Here is a 22,544-nt window from a genome sequence, read left to right as displayed (position 1 = left end):
TAGCAGAATAGCATTTATAGTAATTATTTCTTGAAACTACTAACTACTTCACCACTTTATCTTTAACTAGGGGAGGGACAAATGCCGTCAGGGAAAGAATATGCGAAACTCTATGGCAAGGCGAACACCGCCTATTGCCAGGGCAACCTTGAGGATGCCGCCGTCATTGTCAAAGAAATGATCAGCAAGTATCCCGATGATGCCAACGTCATCCTTTTACAGGGACACATTTATGTCGGACTACAACAATACAGCTTGGCCGAGGGACGTTACGAAAAAGTGCTGGAATTGGCCAAAAATTCTGCCAATTTCTTTGAGCTGGTAGATTATGCTCGACGGGGTCTCGATCAGATTCAGCAATCGCGTTTTGAAGCCGAGAATGGAGATTTTATGATCGCCGCTACGGAAAGCATTGCCTACAGCGAGGCAGCTTTCGATCCCAGTCAAGGTTTCAGCAATTCTTTGTCCGGGGGGTCGCAAGCGGCTGCTATCGAGCGACAACAGGAGGTAGTGGACTGGGATAGTGGTCTTTTCAATGACGAGGATTTCGGAGAGCCTACGGCGGGTACAGTCGATTCCTATGGCGATGATTTTGGGGAATCCGAGGAAACCGCCTTTAGTTCCCTTATCCTGGCTGGTTCAGGCTCTCACGGTTCCCAGTGGTCCGGGGATTCTGCGGATGGAGAACCCCCTTTCCCCTTTTTGGAAGCAGCGGAGATTGACCCGCTGCAGGAAGGGTGGGGCGGTGGGTTAGGATCAACGGGAGAAGCCACTTTTACGGCTGACTGGCGGGAAAATCCCGTCACCGGTCGAGATCAGGAGTTATCCTATGCCGATGCCCCAGAAACAAGCACTTTTGCCATTGACCCGGAACTGCCCCGCCGACAAGCGGCGAAAACTGACCTTAATCAGGGCAGAGTCACTCAAAAAAGATACGAGGAAGACGAAGCCAGAGATTTTAGAGAACTAAAACTCAATGATGAGGATTTAGACGGTTTTTCCCAACTACGTCTGACGGATATAGGCGAAGAACTGGGGGAATCGGAGCTATTTACCGGTTCGGGAGAGGAAGCTTTAACTGCTGGTTTTGTCCCCGAACCCAGGGCGAGCCTTAATGCCAGTTCTGCTGTGGGAGAGCCTAGTTTTCATCCTTCTCGTCTAGAAATCCCCGATGACAAAAGAGATAGTCATCTTGGCCCTGTTTCCGAGCGCCTGCTCGGGCCAGTGGTGGAAGTCAATCCGGGCAAATTAGCCTTTTTTGTCAATGCTTCTTTGGGCAAAAAGCAACTAATTTTAGCGGCTTTAGCGGGTATTACCCCAGTGGTGTTAATTTTTGCCGTTAGCACCACCTCTTGGCTTTCTGCAAAAGTTGCCCCCAAAACAGCCCCAATACCACCAGCACCAGCCAGCCTTTCTCCTTGGAGTCAACCGAAACCAGCAATGATGTTATTAACTGGATTGGGAACCTTTGCCCTAACTTGGCTAGGTTTACAGTTGCTAATTAGTCAAATTAAGCGCAGTCTCGACGATTTGCAAAGCCAATTCGATCATCTTTCGGAAGGCAATTTTAACGCTAAAGCGACGATCTACTCGGAAGATGAATTTGGTCAACTGGCCAATCGTTTCAATCAGATGTCCCAGGTGGTGGCAACTATCACCACCTTGGCCCAAGGCCGCGCCGCCGAAACGGAACGGGAACGGAAAAATCTACAAAGGCAAGTGATTCGACTTCTCGATGATGTGGAAGGAGCGGCTCGGGGGGATCTGACAGTGGAAGCGGAGGTAAGTGCGGATGTTTTAGGGGCGGTGGCCGATGCTTTTAATTTGACGATCCAAAACCTGCGCGAAATTGTCCGACAGGTGAAAAAAGCGGCAAAACAGGTGAATCAAGCCAGTACCAATAGTGAATCTTTCGCCCGCAATCAGTCTAGCGATGCCCTGCGGATGGCGGAGGAGTTGGCCGTCACCCTTAATTCGGTACAGATGATGACCGACTCAATTCAAAGGGTGGCAGAAAACGCCAGAGAAGCCGAAGAAGTCGCCCGCACTTCCTCGATTACCGCTCTCAAGGGGGGCGATTCCGTGGAAAGAACCGTGGCGGGAATTCTGCAAATCCGCGACACGGTATCAGAAACGGCGCGAAAAGTCAAGCGTTTGGCAGAAGCTTCCCAGGAAATCTCGAAAATTGTCGCAGTAGTCTCTCAGATTGCCTCGCGAACCAATTTATTGGCTCTTAATGCCTCGATTCAAGCGGCGCGAGCAGGAGATGCAGGCCGCGGTTTTGCGGTGGTGGCCGATGAGGTACGTCAGTTAGCCTATAGATCGGCTAAATCTCTTAAGGAAATTGAACAGATCGTTTTACAGATTCAATCGGAAACGGGTTCGGTAATGATGGCAATGGAGGAAGGGATTCAACAGGTTATCGATGTCACCGAGCGCTCGGAACAGGCCAAGAAGTCCCTAGAAGATATTATCCAAGTTTCTAACCGCATCGATACGCTGGTGCGATCGATTACCGCCGATACGGTCAAACAACGGGAAAATTCCCTCAATGTCGCCCAAGTTATGCAGTCGGTGGAGTTAACCGCTCAGGAAACTTCCCAAGAATCTCAACAGGTGGCGGGTTCTTTGCAAAAATTGGTGAGTATCTCCCGGGAGCTGCTTTCTTCGGTAGAACGGTTTAAGATAGACTCGGAAGATAATTAATAATCGATGAGTGGTAATCAGTGGGTTATTGATCAGCTGCTATCGCTCAAGATTAACCGCTAAAGTTGGTAAAGTTATGCCTAAACTTAGTCTCTGCATGATTGTCAAAAATGAAGCCGAAAATCTCCGGCGCTGTTTGGATAGCGTTAAAGAGGTGGTGGATGAGATGATCGTTATGGATACGGGTTCGACCGATGATACGATTGCTATTGCTCAAAGTTACGGTGCTATAGTTCCTAGCTACGATTGGCGGGGTAATTTTTCCGATGCCAGAAATGAGGCTTTAAAATATGTTACTGGTGATTGGATTTTAGTTCTTGATGCCGATGAGGAATTAAATCCCGCTATCGTACCGAAAATGCGTCAGGCTATGGAAAAAGAGGAAAATTTAGTTATTAATTTAATCCGCCATGAAATCGGAGCCATACAATCACCCTATTCTCTAATTTCGCGGCTATTTCGCCGACATCCTCAAGTCACTTTTACCCGTCCCTATCACTCAATTATTGATGATAATGTGGCTATTTTATTAAAAAAAGAACCGGGTTGGAAAATAGTTGAACTGCCAGAAATTGCTATCTTTCACTACGGTTACACCGTCGATAAAATAGCCAGCCTAGATAAGTTTGAACGGGCAAGAAAAGCGATGGAGGGCTTTTATCAACAACATCCCCACGATCCCTATGTGTGTAGTAAATTGGGAGGGTTATATCTGAAGATTGGCAGGGATAAAGAGGGTTTTAAGCTGCTCAAACATGGTTTAAAATGCCATGGCTCTAATCCACATATTTTATACGAGTTATATTATCATCTCGCTAATTATTATTATTCAGTGGAGGAATTTAAGCAATCAGGCGATCATTTTGTTAAAGCGATTAAGCAGCCAATTTTAGATAAATTAAAACTGGGTGCTTATAATAATTTCGGTGGGTTATTGTACGAAGCAGAAAAATACGAAGCTGCCTTATCTGTCTTTGAGAAAACCGTAGAAATTGATCCTAGCTATGCCGATGGTTACTATAATTTAGGACTGGTTCTCAAACAACTGCACCGGCTACCAGAATCGATTAAAGCTTATAAAAAAGCTCTCAAGTTAAACCCCGATAATCCCACTATTTACCAAAATCTAGGGGTGGCTTATATAGTTTTCGGTAGTTATAATGAGGCGATCGAGATTTGGCAAAAAGGCCTACAATTATTGAAAGATCAGGGTAATGTATCTCGCGCTGAAATGCTGCAAGAAACCCTAAAAGCTTTGGGAGCAAGTGTATTGAAGGATGAACAGTAACTGTTCAGAGTTGTTGGCAAGATTGGGAGCAGCCACTGCATTTAAATTGCGAATAAGCAGTTTAAATGCAGTACATCTGATTGCTAAAACCCTGTCTAGTCAACTCCTGTGAGGATTTTTGCGAATTAATTCTTGATAGGATTATCGAGAAGTTAGACGCTGAAGACTTAGGGGTTTTGATAGAAATTATCAAGAGATAATTGCTGCCGTGTAATTGACCTTGACAAGAAATGCTATAATTTCCTAGCAAGAGGGGAATTGAATCCCTCTCAGGGTTGCCATCGCACAATTTTGTCGGTTGCTGGTTCTCGTCAGCTTGTTTGTCAAATATACCAATTCTAGTTTGAATCGGTGCTGTTATGTCAAGATTCAGGCTTTCTGGCTGCAACGGAACTGAAAAATCAAATAATCTATTCCATCAAATCTTCTTACCTTGGACAAAAATAATGAAATTCGAGGAAATCCAAGAGATTCTTAATGGGCAACTGCTCAAGCTTGAGAATCGCTGTCTCAATGACACAGAACAATTATTATTGCGAGGACTTTGGCAGAAAAAGAACTATCAAGAAATTGCCCAAGAAAATGGTTATAGTAGCGGCTATCTTGCCAATGTAGTTGCCCCAGGACTCTATAATAGAGTCTCGCAACTGATCGGACAAACGATCAATAAGAAAAATTTTTTATCTAGACTACAATCTCATTTTACCAACTCCACATCGCTTCAGTATTGCGATCAGGAATATCTCCAAAATGAGCGTCCAGAATACCCCGATGCTCCTATTCCCTATAATTCTTATTATTATCTAAAACGAACAAAACTTGAAGCAAAAATTATCGAGGAAATCGGACAATCTGGGGCGTTAGTACGCATTAAAGCTCCCAACAAATGGGGGAAAACGTCTTTATTATTAACAATTTTAGAGGCTTGTCAACAGCAATTCGGTTATCAAATTGTTAGTTTAGATTTACAAAAAGCAGACCAAGACATCATAGCAAATTTTAACAAGTTCTTACGCTGGATCTGCCGTAATTGCGCTCGGCAGTTGAATTTAGAAGCCAAATTAGATGATTATTGGGATGAAGATATAGGAATTAAAATGAGTTGGACAATTTATTTTGAAGAGTATATTTTACGAGAGATAAAACAGCCACTGGTATTGGCTTTAGATGGAGTGCATCGAGTCTTTGAACATCCGAAAGTAGCAGAAGATTTTTTACCTTTAATCAGAGCTTGTTATGAAGAATCTAAGCGATCTCCCCTGTGGCAGAAATTACGTTTAATTATTGTTCAATCCACAGAATCTTATGTTTCTCTGCGATTAGAACAGTCTCCTTTTAATGTGGGATTACCCATAGAGTTACAGGGTTTTGGTCAAGAACAAGTGGCAGAATTGGCAAAAAAATATCAATTAAATGAATTAGCAACCAACGAAATTCAACAATTGATCGACTTAGTGGGGGGACATCCTGCCTTGATTCATTTAGCGATTTATCATCTTAGCCAAGAGCAAATCACGATGCCAGATTTAATCAAATCAGCAACTACATCAACGGGAATTTATTCCTCTCATTTACAGCTTCACTGGGTCACTTTACAAAAACAACCCGAACTTGCCGGTATTTTTCAACAGATTTGTCAAGGGAATCAACCAATGATAGTCGATCCAATTATTGCTTATAAACTTAATAGTATGGGTTTAATTAAACTCAGAGAAAATAAAGCAATTGTCAGTTGTCAGTTGTATCAAAAGTACTTTATAAGTCAATATACTGGTTCGGTATAAATAAATTTTTGAACCATGGTATTAAGACAGTGATCGCTCAAGCCAATCATTATTAAATATCGTCTGATAAATCCGATTATGAACGTCCATTTTTCCATGGCGTTTTACCACTAATCCAGATAAAAATAACTCAGGTAAATAGGGATTGTTATCAATCTGTATTGGTTCTTGATGCAGGATTTGTCGATACAAGGTTAATAACTGGGGTCGGTTTGGACTTTGAAGAAGGCGATCTTGAATGGTTTTTAAATGTTCGGGTTGATCCTGCATCTCCCAATCTTGAATAATTTTTTCTGCTACTAAGTTGGCCAACCATTGTTCTTCTTGATTAGAGGGGATTGGTTGCTCACTATCCCGCATCAGTTGACAGAGTTTTTGGGTTAAGAAAGGTTGCCCTCCCGTCCAGCTTAAGACTTGTTTGAGCATTGTCTGAAGATTACTGACTTTTTCTGTTAACCCATATAATAAAGGTTGGGCTTCGTGTTCTTTAAAACTTGCTAATTCAATAGCGTTACCAATATTAAAAGGTGTTTTCTGGGGGTCAGTAATTAAAGCTGAAGGTGTGGTAGCACCAAAAAAGGCAAAAGTTAGCTCTTGAAATTGAGGTTGAATCGCTCTCTGGTTATAAAAAGAACGAATTAAAGCAAAAAAGTCAGAGACATCAAATTTTAACCCTAAAATGCTATCAATTTCATCAATAAATATAACAGTCGATTTTCCAGATTGCCGCTGATCAAAATCGTCATTAACTAGAAGAAAATTTTCTATAAATTGTCCTAATCGTTGTACAGGAGGCAGGTCTAATTGTTCACTCCACCAAGCTTTAAAAGTTTTCAATTCTTTGATTAATCCAAAACTGCGGAGCAGATCAACGGCTAATCCTTTATACCATTGTTCGGGGGTAATATTGTCTGTTCCTAGCCGAGTTAAGTCAATTACTGCACATCTAATTCCCTCCTTTTGTAATTGGCTCATCATCCGCACCATTAAGCTAGATTTTCCCATTTGACGTGCATTTAAAACATAGCAAAATAGACCTTGTTTGAGAGCTTTATAAAGATTGCGATCAGCTTGTCGAACCACATAATTCGGTGCATCCATCGGTAAACTGCCCCCCACTTGATAGACAAATTTGGGAGGTTGTTCAGCACTTTTAAGTAGGTCATTTTCAAAGATAAGTTCTGCTTGGGTTGCTTTCAGTACCTCTAAAGTGTTTGTGAGTTCTTTTGTCCGTTCTTCTACTCTTTGTTCTAAGGTTTGATAGAGTCTGGAGTTATCAATAGAGATAGCAGCTTGAGCTGCTAGAATATTTAATAGTTCAACCCTTTCTGAGGTAAATGCGCCTGTTGTTAAATTATTTTCTAAATAAACAATTCCTTTTAATTGACCTTGATTGAGTAAAGGAGTACAAAGAATGGATTTAGTTTTTTTAGCAATAATGTAAGAATCGTTGGTAAATTGACCTGATGAAGTGGCATCATTTAAAACGATAGTTTCTTTTGTCCGAGCCACATAGTAAATAATACTGGTGGGTAAGATAGGAATTGAATGATCATGGTCGATAGATTCTATGGGAATCGGCTGTAAGATATTAAGCGTTTCTTGATCAATTGTTCCTTGAGCTTCAATGACCCAATTTCCTTCCTGTTCTAAAATCAGACAACTTTTCTGCGCTCCTGCATTTTCAATGACAATTTTCATTAAATTTGTTAGGAGATTTTCTAGTTTAATTTCTCCAGAAATCGCTTGCCAGGCTTTAAGAATAGTGGTTAAATCAAGAACTGCTCCATCATTACCAGTGGTTGAAATGGTGGTACTCAGTCCTTTAGATTTGTTTTGATTGCTGATGCCTAATAAATATTGAGGGTATTCTTCTTCTAATTGTTTAACTTTGGCCTTTGCACCCCAACGAATGTAACAATGATAAGCATTTCTGAGATATAATTTACCGATTTCTTCTCTACCTAAAGTAAAATAAAATTCAGAGGCACGTTCATAAGCTAAAGCCTCTTCATGAATAAATTCATATTTCTTTGCTCCTGCTATAGCACTATCATAATATTTCATTGCTGTCAAAGGTTTTCTCAAAACACGAGCCATTTCTGCCTGTATTAAATTGTATTTATGCTGAAAATTCATCGGGGCATGATCTTGCCAACATTTCATCAGTTTCTGATTTTCTTTGACTTGCTTAAGATATTGTTTTTTATTTTTTTGATCGAGGGATGGATATTAGACCTCTTGCATAATTTTTTTATGGTATAATATAAGGTTTTGCTTTTTTCTCAATTCTTAGATTGAAGTGGAAAAAAGAATAAAATGTGATCTTAGGTCAGGAAATCATCTATAATTTTGCTATGTTTATTAGCAAAATTATGGATTATCAAAACTTATCAGATGAACAATTCAAACGCCGTTTCGGTGTGTACAAACAAACATATAGAAAGATGGTAGAATCAGTAAAAAGTGTTGAAGCCGACTCTAATTCACCATCTAAAAGGGGACCGAAACCTAAACTATCTATAGAAGAACAAGTTTTAGTAACGTTAGAATATTGGCGAGAATATAGAACATATTTTCACATTGGTACAAGCTGGGAACTATCAGAATCAACTATATGTCGGATTGTAAATAAGACGGAAAAAATGCTTTTACAATCGGGAAACTTCCGTTTAAAAGGAAAAAAAGCTTTACTCAATCAAGCAGAGATACCGGTCATAACGGTAATGGATGTAACGGAAACTCCCATTGAACGCCCCCAAAAGAAACAGAAAGATTTTTTTTCGGGTAAAAGAGGTTATCATACTTTAAAATCCCAATTAGTAGCTGATCAAAATACAGAGGAAATTATCTGTGTCTTCTGTGGGAAAGGTAGAGGTCATGATTTTAGTTTATTTAAAAAAAGTCGAGTTCGTTTTCATCCTTTAACTACCAGCATAGAAGACAGTGGTTATCAGGGAATAGCTGCATACCATAGTAATAGTTATACACCGAAAAAGAAATCGAAAAATAGAAAATTAACAGAGTTAGAAAAAGAGTATAACAAGGCTTTAGCCAAAGAAAGGATTATCATTGAACATATAAATAGGAAACTCAAAATCTTTAAAATCTTATCCTGTAAATATCGGAATCGTCGTCGAAGATATAGTTTAAGAGTTAACTTGTTGGCGGCTATTTATAACTGTGAGTTAGGGATAGGTATAGCAGCTTCTTAAAAGTTGCCTAAAGATTAATCAAGTCAAGGAGAATTTATTCTCAATTTTTATAATTGAGATAGTTTGTGCCGCTTAAATAAAGAGGTTTTGATAACCAAATTAAAGCAGCTCTAAAGAGTTTTGAGTTAAAAGTTAAACTTCAAGTTTTCATTCAGGACGAATGTACTGATTAACTAATTTTTTGGGGAAAATTAGTTAACCCATCATTATAACATATAATTAATTTGCAAGAGTTCTATTGAGTTAGTAATGCCAAAGAATAATAAAAATTATGTTCTGTAAAAATAATTTCCGCTTTCACAAAACCTGAATATTCAAGGGCGATCTTACTGTTTTCTATTGCTTGAGGATAATCTTTAAACAAGTAACAAAGCCAAGCTTTATAAAAATAAATATTAAAGACAGAAATTCGATTGTTAACTTGGAGTAACTGCCTTAAAGACTTTTCCTCGTCGAGCATAGTACCCGTCAAGTTTTTGACGACTGATTCATTTACTAAAATTTCAACAAATTGGGCGCATATTTTGATTAAATTTAAGGGATGTTCTTGCTGATATTGAGCAATAAAATCAATATATTGTTTTTGCTGATTGTGAACGAATTCTAAGTTATTCCCTACAAATAATAAATGATCGCAGTAGAAATTGGCCCCATGGCAAGCAAATTCAAGATCGCCAACTTCCAGAGCCTTTTGTATAGATTTCTTAAGGGGTTCAAGCGTTTGTTTAATATGATGTTTTTTATAGGTTATATTAATGGAAATTGAGACATAAGCTTTCGACCAAAAATCCTTGGCATTTAATTTCTCTAAAACCCGTAAAGATAATTGTCCAAGTTGATAAGCTAAATCAATATCTAACATGAGCCAAGAGACAATAATTCCATAAACAGCATAAGCATAAACGACTGGGGGTGAATTGCCATACTGCTGGGATAGGGTAATCTCAGTATAGAGAATTGGTAATGCTATAGAACTTTCGGCAAAACAAGCAGGAGCATAAATAAGACTAAAAATCTTCATTGCCATCAACTTATTAGGTTCTTTCATCACTCCTAATCTGGCTAATTTTTCAATGTTTAACGCTTGTGGTGGTGATTCCACTAAAGATATGCCTAAAATTTCTAAACCTTTTTGTCCGTTATTTAGAGCTAAATCTATTGCGCCTCTAGCCAAGTTTATTTTAATCTTTATTTCGTAAAATTTAACTTGTTCTAAAGGACTTCGGACGTGCAGTAAAGCAAAATCACAGAGATTATCAGCCGTTTCTAGATTAGTATTCAGATAGTGAGCTTCTACTAATTCAAGATAAATATTAAAGGTAAGCTCATATTGCTTTTGCCAACTATCTAATAATAAAAGCTGACAAGCAAAATGTAAATAATTGACTGAAGCTTGGTAAGCATTAGCCGATTTAGCTTTCTTTCCCGCCCTTAAATTTAATTGACACAACTGTTTTTTATCTGAGGTATCCTTTAATAAATCAATCCCAAAATTGAGTTGATTAACTATGTCAAATAATTTGTTTTCTTGAGCTTGAGTAGTTGTCTTTTTGAGAAGAAATTGACCAATTTGCAAGTGATTTGCTTTTCGTTCTGATTCGGGAATAAGTGAATAGGCTGCTTGCTGTACTCTATCGTGTAAAAATTTGTATTTAATCTCTACATTTTCTAAATTTAACTGTTGGTATTCTATCTGATCAAACAATAAAGGAAGTTTATAGTCTTCTGACTGAGGTAAAATAAATCCTTGTTGAAGAGCTATCGCTAATTCTTTCGCTGTAGCGGAGATAGATTTTTGTTGAACAAATGCCAATAAATCTAAACTAAAAGAGTTGCCAATACAAGCAGCTAATTTGATTAGTTGTTGCGTTTTTTCAGGAAGTTTACCAATATTTCTAACAATTAATTCCACAACATTATAATCAGTAATACCGACAGATTGTATAGCCTCACTAGACCAAATCCAACGATCTATATTGACTTGATAGGTTATTAAATTTTCACTGTATAAAGTTTTAAGAAACTGAGAGATAAAGAAAGGATTGCCTTGGGTTTTATAAAAAATTAACTCGGCTAAATCTTTAAGCTCATCCCTATTAACCTTACCGTTAAAAGTTTCCTCAATTAATTGTCGAACATTGTCATAAGATAAGGGTTGAATTTCAAGATGATTGATCACTAAATGGGTAGTTTTTAGTTTCTCTAGCATCAAGGTTAAGGGATGAGTTGAACTAACCTCGTTATCTCGATAAGCACCAATAAAAAACAAATATTTGCCTCTTTTATCGGTCACTATAAGTTGCAATAATTTTAGGGATGCCGAATCTATCCATTGTAAATCATCAAGAAAAATTACCAAAGGATGATTAGGAGTACAAAAAACCTTGATGAACTCTTTAAAAACTTGATTAAAACGATTTTCAGCTTCTAGAGAGTTTAATTGAGGAACTTCTGGCTGTTTACCAATGATTAATTCAACTTCAGGAATGACATCGATAATAATTTGAGCATTTGGCGTAATAACCCTGATAATATCGTCTTTCCACGATTCAATTTCCTCCTGATTTTCAGTTAATAACTGGCGAATTAATTCTTGAAATGCTTGAATCAGAGCTAGATAAGGAATATTGCGTTTTAACTGCTCAAATTTTCCCCTAATAAAATATCCTCTCGCTTCAACAATTGCTTTTTGAACTTCATTAACAATGGATGTCTTACCAATTCCTGAATAACCAGAGACTAACATTATTTCGATTGCAGATTCAACTTTTTCTACTGCTGCTACTTTTGGGTGTGCTACTCGTTTGAATGCTTCTAGTAATCTCACTATTTCTTGACTTCTTCCATAGAGTTTTTGAGGAATCAGCAATTGATTGGGATAATCCCGTTCTCCCAAAGCAAAAATCTTAAGCCGGCTCTGCTTTTCTAGTTGACATAAACAAGTTTCCAAATCAAATTTGAGTCCAGCAGCACTTTGATAACGCTCTTCTGCATTTTTTGCCATTAGTTTTCTAACAATGTTAGAAATCATCGGCGGAACTGAGAATTGTTCTAAAGGAGGAGGTTGTTTCGCAATATGACAATGAACTAACTCCATCAAATCCTGAGATCTAAAGGGCAACATTCCTGTGAGCATTTCATAAAAGGTCACTCCCAAAGAATAAAAATCACTGCGATAGTCAATCCGGCGATTCATTCGTCCCGTTTGTTCTGGGGACATATAAGCCAGTGTTCCTTGTAAAAAGCGAGGATTGGTAATAGTTTGCCGCTCAAATGTTAGGTTAGAAGCAATGCTAAAATCAGTCAATTTAACCTGTTTTGTTTCTTGGTTGATGAGGATATTACTGGGTTTAATGTCTTTATGAATAATGGGAACTTGGTGAATCTTAATTAAGATGTCTGCTAAGGAGATAGCAATGGTTAAAAACTGAGAAATAGAAAGGTGTTGGGTTGTTAAAAATTCAGCTAAAGATTGACCACCAAAATCTTCGAGAATTAGGGCAAAAACATGACGATAGTTAACCAAACCATAGGATTTAACTACCCCATCATAGTTTAAATTTTGAATAATTTCATGCTCCTGTCTCCAACAGACGATCTCTTCTATGGAGGGATATTCAGCTTTGAGAACTTTGATGATTACGGGCTGTTCTTTCTGACAAGATTTACCCCGATAAACGACGCTTTTAACCCCTTCGTGAATCTTGTGATTAATCTCATAGTTAGGAAGAGCGAACATCGAATCTTTATCTCCTACACTAAATGTCCATTATCTGATGGAAAGAAGGGATATATTTCATCTTCAAAAAGTTTTTGAATATCGGGGGAACTGTCGTTTACCAACTGCTGAAAATCCGATTTGACAGGGATATTGTAACTCACTCGACGGCGACCAATTGTAGGAAGCCAAGCCGTGTGCAAACTATAACCAAAATTTAGATCCTGATGTCTTAGCTTAGTCAAAGGACCTTTGGCCAGATCCCCCCCATCAAAAATCCAAAATTCGCTACTACGAGGGGTAAAAACACTACAAATGATGTAACCCTCTGTAGAATTTTCTTCGCTTGCACGGCGAGGAATGAACTGAGGAGAACCACCAATATATCCCCTAGGAAACTGATAAGAATCGGCAATCTTCAGGAAATCATCTGGGGTATGTAATCGAAACAGGGAAGATGGAACGCCTTGTTTCGCTAAATTCAGTAAATCCTCCAAAGGCGCTGCTCGGTAGGGGGCATCTTTATATAAATCATAGAGAAACTTTGTCATCGTTTCCTGCCAAAGTCCAAAGGAAATCCAATAAATATCATCAAGTCGTTTGGGTTGCCTTCCTGATGATAATCGATCTCGGTAAGCGTATAAACCCGTTCCCCAAGTATAGGGAGATGAGTAGATAACATTTGATTGAATGACTTCTCCTCGGTTTCCATCAATTACATAGCGTCCCAAACGGCTAATATCCATCTCACTGGGTTCCATAGAATAAACCCGCTTGGCGATTGGATGATAGGGTGGGTAAGCCGATAAGTCATATTTACGAATCCACTCAGCCACATCCCAAGAAGCAATGTGAGCAACATGAAGCGTAATCTTTCCATCAGGATTTTCGTAATCAACTAAAAAGTGAGCAGCTGGTAAAGGAATGATGAGTTTTTTAGCGATGACAGTCACTTCCTTGTCAGAATCAATCGGGTACTGTCCTGAGATGAGCTCCCTACGACGTACAATATAAATATATGAATCCGGTCGATTCGGGCTTTCGAGTAAGTTTCTGATTAATTCTTCGAGTTGTTTATTCTCTGGTATTGGATTGTTTATTAACTGCTCTAAACCGACAATAAAAGCTGTGTCCATTAAAATCACATAATCTTTGCTGACTCCAATTTGATGGATGGTTTGTTCAATTTTTACTGGTGAACCATCGGGAAGTCTTAACTTCCAACGCTCTAAGTTACCTGTCCCATCCCAGCGAAGCAGATAGACAAAATTCTCAATATCTTCCCCAAGCAAATATTTAATTACATTTATGGCCTGTTGCAAAATACCTTGAGCCCACATAATATTCAACTGAAAAATATTTCGCAACATATTAGCATTAGAAAAACCAATGATTGCCCTCATTAATTGGTAAATGTCTTTGGGGAGTTCATCTAATTCAATGGCAAAAGGGAGCCTCTTTAGCAGATTTATAATAGCTCTGCCATAATTTACAGTAAACATTTCACCCGTATTACTATCAAAAGCAGGATGGGCGGTACTCAAAATCGTCTTGAAAGGAAATTGTGGTTTGTTCATTTCGGCCCGCCACTCTTGATTCCAGCCAACAGGTGTAACAACTTCAAGGGTTTCTGTATCTAATTCGTAGGGACGGCCTCCATCATAGGTCACTAATAAACGATCTAGGACATCTTCCTTTCCTGATGGCATAACTAGAAAAGCTGTATTTAGCTCATTACGAAAGCCAAGTGCGCAAGAAAAGCGGACAATTCCATGATTGCGAAATCTATACTTTTGGTATTGGCTTTTCAAGAAGGTTGCCTTGTCTGCATAATAATCAGGGGGCTTAGCTAATCGTGTTGTTATCTTTGCTTCACCGGGGCAATCAAAATCGAGTCGGTAAATCATACCGTCGCCATTCAACAATGAGTCGCCATCGGGAAAAGGGGTACCCCCAGAATCAACCGTTCCTACTGGTGCGACCATAAAAAAATGACCCTGCAAGTCTTCTGGTAATTGCCCTTCAATCTCTAAGTTAAGCTCCGTGTGTTCACATCTATTCGCAGTCATGATTGATTCTGGGATCAAGGGACAACCAGAAGGTAAGTTAGAACTATAATTATTGGGGTTTTCAGTCATAATATCTTAATAATCTGAGATTGATAGGGAAAATACTTGGATTAAGTTCAACCTAATCTTATTCTTTATATCATACTATAAATTTTTGTATTCTTCGTCAAGCTTTCATAACCAATAGGGAAACCAACCGCAGCCCGACTCTAAAAATCCGATTCTTAGCTGAGGATGACGTTCTAAAACCCCCCCTTCAATTAAGGCTAACAGTGCCATCATTTGTTCCATCGGGTGAGAACAAGCATGAAGCGCAAACCGACTATTAAATCGCTCTGCACCAGTGGTGGGTAAGCGGCTATGAGTGCCTTCATGAATTCCTATAGCCATGTCCAAATCCTCGCAGGCCGCCCAAAAGGGTTCATAGGCTCGATCGCTCAAAATTCTGCCTTTAACGGGGTTAGGGCGCAAAAAAACCGCCTTCCAGCCCAAGTTTGCCATGCGGTGTAGCTCTTTTACCATGTCTTCGGGATCATGTTGATTGACTGCAGCGACTCCTTTGAGTCTGGCCGGGTCATAGCTACAATATTCTTCTAATAACCATCTATTATAGGCACGGACAAAAGCCCCCATCACTTCGGCGGGTAGGCTATCAATGGCAAATAACCACAGTCCATAGGTAGGATAAATAAAAGCCCTATCTACCCCCATTTGTGTCATTGCTTGAACATGGGATTCCGGATTATAGCGATTGAGATAAGCATGGGGATGAGCTTGCCTCATCTGCTTATTCCCTTCTGCTTGTACTTGTGGGGAGATTTTTTGACTAATCGGTTCTCCTTTGATTTTCATGTCAGCAGAAGGAGCAAATTCCCTAAATTTAGGTTCTAGGTATTGTCCCCACATTGCGGGGGGTTCAATGACATGGGAATCAGCATCAATAATTTTGTACCCGTTGAGCATAGAGGTTTTTTGGGAATTTTCTACCTAAATTATATTTGATTGGGAAAAAGCGATCGCTTTTTTGCGGCTTTCTTTTCATCCCCTAAAACTGCCTGGATTGATTGGGTTAAACTTGATACAGCACTTTATTAAACTTAACGAATGGAAGCGATTGAATTTAAAATGATTCTTCATCGAAAATTTGGGTCTGAAACCCCGTCGTTCTACGACGGCTTTACTGTTAAATATAAGCATCGTTTACAAAATATATGCTAAAATGTGAGGTATGGAAAAAGCCTATTCGTTTCGATTTTACCCCACACCCGAACAAGAGTCGCTATTGCGGCGCACTCTGGGCTGTGTAAGATTGGTTTACAATAAAGCTCTCCATGTCAGAACACAAGCTTGGTATGAAAGACAAGAAAGAGTAGGATATACTGAAACTTCTTCAATGTTGACCGAGTGGAAAAAACAAGAAGAATTACACTTTCTCAATGAAGTTAGCTGTGTACCTTTACAACAAGGGTTAAGACACCTACAAACAGCTTTCACTAATTTCTTTGCTGGTCGTACTAAGTATCCTAGCTTTAAGAAAAAACATCAAGGAGGAAGTGCCGAATTTACCAAATCTGCTTTTAAGTTCAAAGACAAATAAATCTATTTAGCTAAATGCACAGAACCTTTACCTATTCGATGGTCAAGACAAATCCCAGAAAGCTGTGAACCAAGCACAGTAACAGTCAGATTACATCCTTCTGGACGTTGGCATATTTCAATTAGATTTGATGACCCAACGATTAAGCCTTTACCAGTAACAGATAAAGCCATTGGAATTGACTTAGGAATTAGTAGCCTTGTGATTACCAGCGATGGTGACAAAGTATCTAATCCTAAGCACTTTAAAAAGCATTATCGGAGACTGCGAAAAGCGCAAAAAAATCTTTCTAGAAAACAGAAAGGGTCAAAAAATCGGGAAAAAGCAAGAATCAAAGTAGCCAAGATTCACGCTCAAATCACCGATAGCAGAAAAGACCATTTACATAAGCTAACCACTCAATTAGTTCGTGAAAATCAAACGATTGTGGTTGAGAATTTAGCCATCAAGAATATGGTCAAAAACCCGAAATTATCTCAGGCAATATCTGATGTAAGCTGGGGAGAAATCACCCGACAATTAGCCTACAAATGCCGTTGGTACGGAAGAAATTACATCGAAATAGATAGATGGTTTCCTAGCTCTAAAAGGTGTAGTAATTGCGGGTACATTGCTGAAAAAATGCCGTTAAATGTTCGAGAGTGGGACTGTCCAGACTGTGGGACGCACCATGACCGAGATATTAACGCCAGTAAAAATATTTTGGCCGCAGGGCTTGCGGTGTCAGTCTGTAGAGCGACCATAAGACCAGAACAGAGTAAATCTGTTAAGGCAGGTGCGAAAAATCCTTCGGGAAAGAAGCAGAAACCCAAATCGTGAGGTTTGGGAATCGCCGTCCGTTTTACGGCGGCGAGGATGTCAACATGGCACAGTTGTCATTCCCCCTGAATACCCCTCTAAGTGGGAAGGTAAGGCGATCCGTGTGATACTCTGAAGGGGTTTTGAGCTTGACTCAACCTTCTAAGATACATATAATGTATGTATGACATTTGAATATGATCCCAGAAAAGCAAAAACCAACTGGCAAAAGCACGGTGTTTCCTTTGCAGAAGCTGAAATGGTGTTTTTTGATCCCCTCGCTATTCATGATCTTGATCCCGATTGTATAACAGAAGAACGTTTTATTGCAGTGGGGATGGGAAACATGGGATCACTATTAGTGGTTATTTATACTTTGCGGGGTGAAGTCATTCCCTTGATTTCCGCTCGTCGTGCTACAAAACAAGAGAGAAAAACTTATGAGAAAGGAATATGATTTTTCTAAAGGAAAACGAGGGGCGCTCATTTCCTCTCAGGGAAAAACACGCATTACCATTTATCTAGATGATGAGATTCTAGCTTATTTTCGAGAACAGGCTGAAACCGCAGGAATGGGTTATCAAACCCTAATTAATGAGGCTTTAAAACAATATATCCAATCTCCTTCTGAGCGATCGCTCACTCAGTCCGATTTACGCCGTATTCTTCGAGAAGAATTATCAGCCCTCCAATAATAGAACTCTTGCAAATTAATTATATGTTATAATGATGGGTTAACTAATTTTCCCCAAAAAATTAGTTAATCAGTACATTCGTCCTGAATGAAAACTTGAAGTTTAACTTTTAACTCAAAACTCTTTAGAGCTGCTTTAATTTGGTTATCAAAACCTCTTTATTTAAGCGGCACAAACTATCTCAATTATAAAAATTGAGAATAAATTCTCCTTGACTTGATTAATCTTTAGGCAACTTTTAAGAAGCTGCTATACCTATCCCTAACTCACAGTTATAAATAGCCGCCAACAAGTTAACTCTTAAACTATATCTTCGACGACGATTCCGATATTTACAGGATAAGATTTTAAAGATTTTGAGTTTCCTATTTATATGTTCAATGATAATCCTTTCTTTGGCTAAAGCCTTGTTATACTCTTTTTCTAACTCTGTTAATTTTCTATTTTTCGATTTCTTTTTCGGTGTATAACTATTACTATGGTATGCAGCTATTCCCTGATAACCACTGTCTTCTATGCTGGTAGTTAAAGGATGAAAACGAACTCGACTTTTTTTAAATAAACTAAAATCATGACCTCTACCTTTCCCACAAAAGACACAGATAATTTCCTCGGTATTTTGATCAGCTACTAATTGGGATTTTAAAGTATGATAACCTCTTTTACCCGAAAAAAAATCTTTCTGTTTCTTTTGGGGGCGTTCAATGGGAGTTTCCGTCACATCCATTACCGTTACGACCGGTATCTCTGCTTGATTGAGTAAAGCTTTTTTTCCTTTTAAACGGAAGTTTCCCGATTGTAAAAGCATTTTTTCCGTCTTATTTACAATCCGACATATAGTTGATTCTGATAGTTCCCAGCTTGTACCAATGTGAAAATATGTTCTATATTCTCGCCAATATTCTAACGTTACTAAAACTTGTTCTTCTATAGATAGTTTAGGTTTCGGTCCCCTTTTAGATGGTGAATTAGAGTCGGCTTCAACACTTTTTACTGATTCTACCATCTTTCTATATGTTTGTTTGTACACACCGAAACGGCGTTTGAATTGTTCATCTGATAAGTTTTGATAATCCATAATTTTGCTAATAAACATAGCAAAATTATAGATGATTTCCTGACCTAAGATCACATTTTATTCTTTTTTCCACTTCAATCTAAGAATTGAGAAAAAAGCAAAACCTTATATTATACCATAAAAAAATTATGCAAGAGGTCTAATGTTGCTTGTGATAGTTAAAAGTTAGGCGATCGCTGTCTGTTTTCAAGGATTGCGATCGCTTTTTAATTTTTTCTTGTCAAAGTTTAGTTAAACGGTAAGAGGGGTAATTTTGTAAAGATGTGCTAAATTGGAAGCTTTTTGTAGATCACCTTGACGAAGGGCTTCTCGGACATCATCTAATTTTTGAGCGTCTTCTAATGATAAATAGGGCGACCATCCTTCGGGAGTCTCAATCAGTTCTACTTCCACTTCAGCCATGTACTCTCCAATGTGGATGAGTTTAATGTGAGGCTTTTTTGTCATGGTTTTCTCCTTGTAAAATCACTTGCCCACGGGAAAGTAAAGCCAGAACTAATTGGAAGGTTATACTCATCATTCGGTGGTAGCATCTCCTTACTTAGGGCAGGTGTTTTCCTTGAGGGATAAGCGATCGCTTTTTCGCTGCTTTCTTTTCATCCCCTGAAACCGCTACAAGTCAGAGGGTAAAAGGGTTTTGAGAATTTTAGCCGACAGATTAATTCATTTGTTCTACTTTCAGGGATGAGGAAGTCATACCATAAAGTGACCCTTTGAATCTAATATAAATATAATATAAATCTAATATAAATCTAATATTCTGCTCAAAAAAACCTATTAGAAAAGTATTAACTTTAGAGATTGCCATTACTCAAAATAAAACTTATTCTGGTATCAAAGGTGATTAAACAAATCACTTTTGACCCAAAAGACAAGGCATTTTGCTTAAGGCACTATGGCTAATCTAAAAAATTCAGAAATGGATTTTTGAGAGTGTTTTAGCGGTGTAGAGACAAAAGACGGAAGTTGATTGATCATTAATTCAACTTAGAAGTCTAAAATTGTTTCTAAAAAATCAAATTAACTCAAATCAAAAATAAGGAGAAAACCATGCCTCAATATACACTTGATCTTTCAATTGATGCTGCGAACTTACAAATTATGAAAGCCGCACAACTAAAAATCACGATAGCCAAACCTGTGGGTGCATCAAGTCCTAATGTAACTTGGCTAGTCTTCGATCCCTTTCAAGGAAATAAAGTTCAATGGGAAGAGCAATATAGCATTTATGCCTCCCCCAACCAAGTAATACAAAATGGTGCAGTGATTACGCGGTTAAGTGAAACAGATTTTCCTGCTAATGATGCCGCTTATTATTCTTTTGACTCTACTGCAACATTTCAAGGACCATTTATAGATTCAGATGCACCTCCTCGTGGGTCATATAAAGCGATCAACAATATGCCAAACACTCAGTATCCAGCCTTAACTTTTGGCTTACAACAAAAAGCATCTATTAATAGCAAAGGGATTAACCCATCACCGCTTAATGCGGCAGTTGTTCCTGCGATGTTCCCTGTTACTTTTACACCCCTAACGACTGTTTATGTTTGGCTACAAGCCTCCTATACATCTGGAACTGTTATTACACGAGTAAATGGAAATGCAACAATCGTGACGTTTGGAGGCTCTGTCACTGAAAAATCCCTCGTGTATAATCCAGCCACAGGAACTTTTATTCCATCCTCTGCGGGAAATGTGACGGCTTTAGATAGTTTTGCGGCTTTAGCTAGTTTTGATGATCCCGATGTCAAAATATTAAAACAAGCAGGCGTTTACTAATGCCAGAAAAGGGATAAAAGCCGTGTAATAAATTATTGCCAAACCTATGAAGTTATAAATACTTCTACTCTTTCTCTTCTAGGTTTGGTTTACTGTCCCAATTTACCCAGTTTCTTGAACCATACATTCTAGCTTCTCAATAGAAGTTAAAAAGCAAGAAGCCGAATCTAAAAGCTAAGACCATAGACTATCAATCATTTTGAACTGTAAATTAGGAGTAATTATGCGTGTCGTCACTTGGAATATGCAAGGAGCAACGGGAGGCGGTGAAAGTAAATGGAATGCAGATGTTAAACGACTCTTTCTGCAAGCAGGAGTTAACGTAGCTTGCTTACAAGAGTCTGGCAATCCTCCACCATCGGCTGTACCAGCAGCAGCACCAGGTTGGTTGCCCGGTTTTGCGCCCCCAGTCGGTTTGAACGGAGCTTATCTTTTGTGGAATCTTGGCACTTCTAGCCGACCTTTTAATGTCTATATTATCTGGATTGAAACAGATGCTACAGGACATCGAAATAATGTAGCTGTTGCCTCTGTATTGCCCCCTTTGAATTTAATCTATATTCCCAATCCACTGGGAGGTAGACCAGCCATTGGGATGCGCCTTTTGTATGGTCCAGCAGGAAACGCAGACATTTTTAGTCTTCACGCCTTTTCAGGTAATGGCAATGATGGACCTGGACTACTTGCTAATATAAATCTTACAGGTGGCTCTTGGTTTGCGGCTGGAGATTATAATTGTGATCCAACCCAATGGGGTCTGCCTGGAAGTGGCTCTCCTAAAATTGTTCCTCCTGGAACAGCTTATTGTCCTCATAATCCAGTTCCTACTCATCCTGGTAGCGGAACAAACTTAGACTATGCTTTTAAAAATCCGGGACCAGGAGTTATTGGTACGGTACTTGACAATTTTATTGTGTCAGATCACTATCCTGTTATCTACGATTTCTAAACAGCGAAAAGTTAATGGTCGATTTTTCTTTAACTAATGGTCGATTTTTCTTTAACGCTCTCAATTAATTCTGATGATCTAAAAATTATTAAAGCGGCAACGTTAAGAATTACGTTAGCAAAACTCGTTAATTTTGAGATTAATGTTGGAGAATCTATGGCAATATCAAGTTTTACTCCCTCCTTGATTTGGCTAGTTTTTGAGCCATTTCCATATAATAGTATTACCTGGAATGAAGAGTATTCAATTTATTGCTCATCTCAGTTTGAATTAACCAAAGGAACTGTTATCTCAAAAATTAGTCAGACTGATTATCCTGCTATTGATGCTAGTTATTATTCATTCACATCCAATGGGTTATTTGACGGACCCTTTACTGATTCTAACTCTCCTCCTTCTGGAGCTTATAAAGTTAATAACAATATGCCAAATACTCAGTATCCAGCCTTAACTTTTGGGTTACAGCAGAAAGCATCTATTAATGGTCAAAATATTCCACAGTCTCCACTAAATGCCTCAGTTGTTCCCTCTACTTATCCTATAACTTTTGCTCCATCTAATATTGTCTATGTTTGGTTACAAACTCCTCTAAGCTCTGGAACTGTTATTTCAAAGCTACCTGAAAAATTTACAGAAGTTACATTTCAAGATAATCCTATTAAGCAACTTCAATATGATTCATCAACAGGGAGTTTTATTTAAGTGCGATCGCCCCTTCTTCTAGATTAGGTTGAAACAACAAAACCCAACACTAATAAAGGTGTGTTACTGCGGTGACACACCTTTTACTATCAGCGGCGATCGCTTATAGATCTCTCTATTGGTCAAACTTTGGCAAGACGCGATCGCAGAGGAAAAATTGTTA

13 protein-coding genes and 3 pseudogenes are annotated in these 22,544 nt (G+C 38.6%); 10 read left to right on the top strand and 6 right to left on the bottom strand.

What is annotated here, in order from left to right:
• The first annotated feature begins 81 nt into the window (after window positions 1-81).
• The 3 genes from ACQY1X_RS21900 to ACQY1X_RS21890 all read left to right on the top strand — a co-directional run bounded on the left by ACQY1X_RS21900 (window position 82) and on the right by ACQY1X_RS21890 (window position 5,778).
• The gene (locus ACQY1X_RS21900; protein WP_430015145.1) at window positions 82-2,706 is read left to right on the top strand and encodes a methyl-accepting chemotaxis protein; all 2,625 of its coding nucleotides are present in this window, start codon (window positions 82-84) and stop codon (window positions 2,704-2,706) included.
• A 76-nt stretch (window positions 2,707-2,782) separates the two neighbouring features.
• Window positions 2,783-3,994 carry a glycosyltransferase gene (locus ACQY1X_RS21895; protein WP_002778814.1) on the top strand — a complete coding sequence of 404 codons (1,212 nt, stop codon included), beginning with the start codon at window positions 2,783-2,785 and terminating at the stop codon, window positions 3,992-3,994.
• 446 nt (window positions 3,995-4,440) lie between these two features.
• Window positions 4,441-5,778: an AAA-like domain-containing protein gene (locus tag ACQY1X_RS21890; RefSeq protein ID WP_430013554.1), complete on the top strand. Its 1,338-nt coding sequence runs from the start codon at window positions 4,441-4,443 to the stop codon at window positions 5,776-5,778.
• A 21-nt stretch (window positions 5,779-5,799) separates the two neighbouring features.
• Here the strand turns inward: ACQY1X_RS21890 and ACQY1X_RS21885 are convergent.
• Window positions 5,800-7,974: pseudogene (locus ACQY1X_RS21885) on the bottom strand (AAA-like domain-containing protein); the annotation flags it as partial.
• A gap of 161 nt (window positions 7,975-8,135) precedes the next feature.
• Between ACQY1X_RS21885 and ACQY1X_RS21880 the strand changes: the two are divergent.
• Window positions 8,136-8,993, top strand: a complete 858-nt coding sequence (locus ACQY1X_RS21880; protein ID WP_002732125.1) for an IS5-like element ISMae4 family transposase — start codon at window positions 8,136-8,138, stop codon at window positions 8,991-8,993.
• 235 nt (window positions 8,994-9,228) lie between these two features.
• Here the strand turns inward: ACQY1X_RS21880 and ACQY1X_RS21875 are convergent, their stop codons facing one another.
• From ACQY1X_RS21875 to ACQY1X_RS21865, 3 genes and pseudogenes are all read right to left on the bottom strand, one after another.
• Window positions 9,229-12,732 (bottom strand): ATP-binding protein, encoded by a 3,504-nt coding sequence (locus tag ACQY1X_RS21875; RefSeq protein WP_430015144.1) that lies wholly within the window; start codon window positions 12,730-12,732, stop codon window positions 9,229-9,231.
• Window positions 12,733-12,746: 14 nt separating this feature from the next.
• Complete coding sequence (locus tag ACQY1X_RS21870) at window positions 12,747-14,849, bottom strand: carotenoid oxygenase family protein (protein ID WP_430015143.1); 2,103 nt, start codon at window positions 14,847-14,849, stop codon at window positions 12,747-12,749.
• A 108-nt stretch (window positions 14,850-14,957) separates the two neighbouring features.
• Window positions 14,958-15,743, bottom strand: a pseudogene (locus tag ACQY1X_RS21865) (amidohydrolase family protein); the annotation flags it as partial.
• Between the two features lie 265 nt (window positions 15,744-16,008).
• Here ACQY1X_RS21865 and ACQY1X_RS21860 point away from each other — a divergent pair.
• The 3 genes and pseudogenes from ACQY1X_RS21860 to ACQY1X_RS21850 all read left to right on the top strand — a co-directional run bounded on the left by ACQY1X_RS21860 (window position 16,009) and on the right by ACQY1X_RS21850 (window position 17,870).
• Window positions 16,009-17,196: pseudogene (locus ACQY1X_RS21860) on the top strand (RNA-guided endonuclease InsQ/TnpB family protein).
• Window positions 17,197-17,359: 163 nt separating this feature from the next.
• Complete coding sequence (locus tag ACQY1X_RS21855; RefSeq protein WP_016516511.1) at window positions 17,360-17,632, top strand: BrnT family toxin; 273 nt, start codon at window positions 17,360-17,362, stop codon at window positions 17,630-17,632.
• On the top strand, window positions 17,616-17,870 hold the full coding sequence (locus ACQY1X_RS21850; RefSeq protein ID WP_002738362.1) for a BrnA antitoxin family protein: 255 nt from the start codon (window positions 17,616-17,618) through the stop codon (window positions 17,868-17,870). The genes ACQY1X_RS21855 and ACQY1X_RS21850 overlap by 17 nt, the downstream gene beginning before the upstream one ends.
• 238 nt (window positions 17,871-18,108) lie before the next feature.
• Here the strand turns inward: ACQY1X_RS21850 and ACQY1X_RS21845 are convergent, their stop codons facing one another.
• Window positions 18,109-18,966, bottom strand: coding sequence for an IS5-like element ISMae4 family transposase (locus ACQY1X_RS21845; protein ID WP_420065461.1), 858 nt, complete (start codon window positions 18,964-18,966; stop codon window positions 18,109-18,111).
• Between the two features lie 213 nt (window positions 18,967-19,179).
• Window positions 19,180-19,395 (bottom strand): hypothetical protein, encoded by a 216-nt coding sequence (locus ACQY1X_RS21840; protein ID WP_002757627.1) that lies wholly within the window; start codon window positions 19,393-19,395, stop codon window positions 19,180-19,182.
• Window positions 19,396-19,998: 603 nt separating this feature from the next.
• Between ACQY1X_RS21840 and ACQY1X_RS21835 the strand changes: the two genes are divergently transcribed.
• The 3 genes from ACQY1X_RS21835 to ACQY1X_RS21825 all read left to right on the top strand — a co-directional run bounded on the left by ACQY1X_RS21835 (window position 19,999) and on the right by ACQY1X_RS21825 (window position 22,381).
• Window positions 19,999-20,730 carry a hypothetical protein gene (locus ACQY1X_RS21835; RefSeq protein ID WP_430013551.1) on the top strand — a complete coding sequence of 244 codons (732 nt, stop codon included), beginning with the start codon at window positions 19,999-20,001 and terminating at the stop codon, window positions 20,728-20,730.
• Window positions 20,731-20,953: 223 nt separating this feature from the next.
• The gene (locus ACQY1X_RS21830; RefSeq protein ID WP_149986003.1) at window positions 20,954-21,679 is read left to right on the top strand and encodes an endonuclease/exonuclease/phosphatase family protein; all 726 of its coding nucleotides are present in this window, start codon (window positions 20,954-20,956) and stop codon (window positions 21,677-21,679) included.
• 36 nt (window positions 21,680-21,715) lie between these two features.
• Window positions 21,716-22,381: a hypothetical protein gene (locus ACQY1X_RS21825; RefSeq protein WP_430013550.1), complete on the top strand. Its 666-nt coding sequence runs from the start codon at window positions 21,716-21,718 to the stop codon at window positions 22,379-22,381.
• Window positions 22,382-22,544: the final 163 nt, after the last annotated feature.

The sequence above is a fragment of the Microcystis protocystis FBCC-A270 genome, from assembly GCF_050500235.1.
GTDB lineage: Bacteria > Cyanobacteriota > Cyanobacteriia > Cyanobacteriales > Microcystaceae > Microcystis > Microcystis ichthyoblabe_A.
This window is presented reverse-complemented; position numbering and strand designations above follow the sequence as displayed.

What these genes read in the sequence shown, in the direction of transcription:
- ACQY1X_RS21900 (WP_430015145.1), top strand. Translation starts at nt 82, where the DNA reads ATGCCGTCAGGGAAAGAATATGCGAAACTCTATGGCAAGGCGAACACC.
- ACQY1X_RS21895 (WP_002778814.1), top strand. Translation starts at nt 2,783, where the DNA reads ATGCCTAAACTTAGTCTCTGCATGATTGTCAAAAATGAAGCCGAAAAT.
- ACQY1X_RS21890 (WP_430013554.1), top strand. Translation starts at nt 4,441, where the DNA reads ATGAAATTCGAGGAAATCCAAGAGATTCTTAATGGGCAACTGCTCAAG.
- ACQY1X_RS21880 (WP_002732125.1), top strand. Translation starts at nt 8,136, where the DNA reads ATGTTTATTAGCAAAATTATGGATTATCAAAACTTATCAGATGAACAA.
- ACQY1X_RS21875 (WP_430015144.1), bottom strand. Translation starts at nt 12,732, where the DNA reads ATGTTCGCTCTTCCTAACTATGAGATTAATCACAAGATTCACGAAGGG.
- ACQY1X_RS21870 (WP_430015143.1), bottom strand. Translation starts at nt 14,849, where the DNA reads ATGACTGAAAACCCCAATAATTATAGTTCTAACTTACCTTCTGGTTGT.
- ACQY1X_RS21855 (WP_016516511.1), top strand. Translation starts at nt 17,360, where the DNA reads ATGACATTTGAATATGATCCCAGAAAAGCAAAAACCAACTGGCAAAAG.
- ACQY1X_RS21850 (WP_002738362.1), top strand. Translation starts at nt 17,616, where the DNA reads ATGAGAAAGGAATATGATTTTTCTAAAGGAAAACGAGGGGCGCTCATT.
- ACQY1X_RS21845 (WP_420065461.1), bottom strand. Translation starts at nt 18,966, where the DNA reads ATGTTTATTAGCAAAATTATGGATTATCAAAACTTATCAGATGAACAA.
- ACQY1X_RS21840 (WP_002757627.1), bottom strand. Translation starts at nt 19,395, where the DNA reads ATGACAAAAAAGCCTCACATTAAACTCATCCACATTGGAGAGTACATG.
- ACQY1X_RS21835 (WP_430013551.1), top strand. Translation starts at nt 19,999, where the DNA reads ATGCCTCAATATACACTTGATCTTTCAATTGATGCTGCGAACTTACAA.
- ACQY1X_RS21830 (WP_149986003.1), top strand. Translation starts at nt 20,954, where the DNA reads ATGCGTGTCGTCACTTGGAATATGCAAGGAGCAACGGGAGGCGGTGAA.
- ACQY1X_RS21825 (WP_430013550.1), top strand. Translation starts at nt 21,716, where the DNA reads ATGGTCGATTTTTCTTTAACGCTCTCAATTAATTCTGATGATCTAAAA.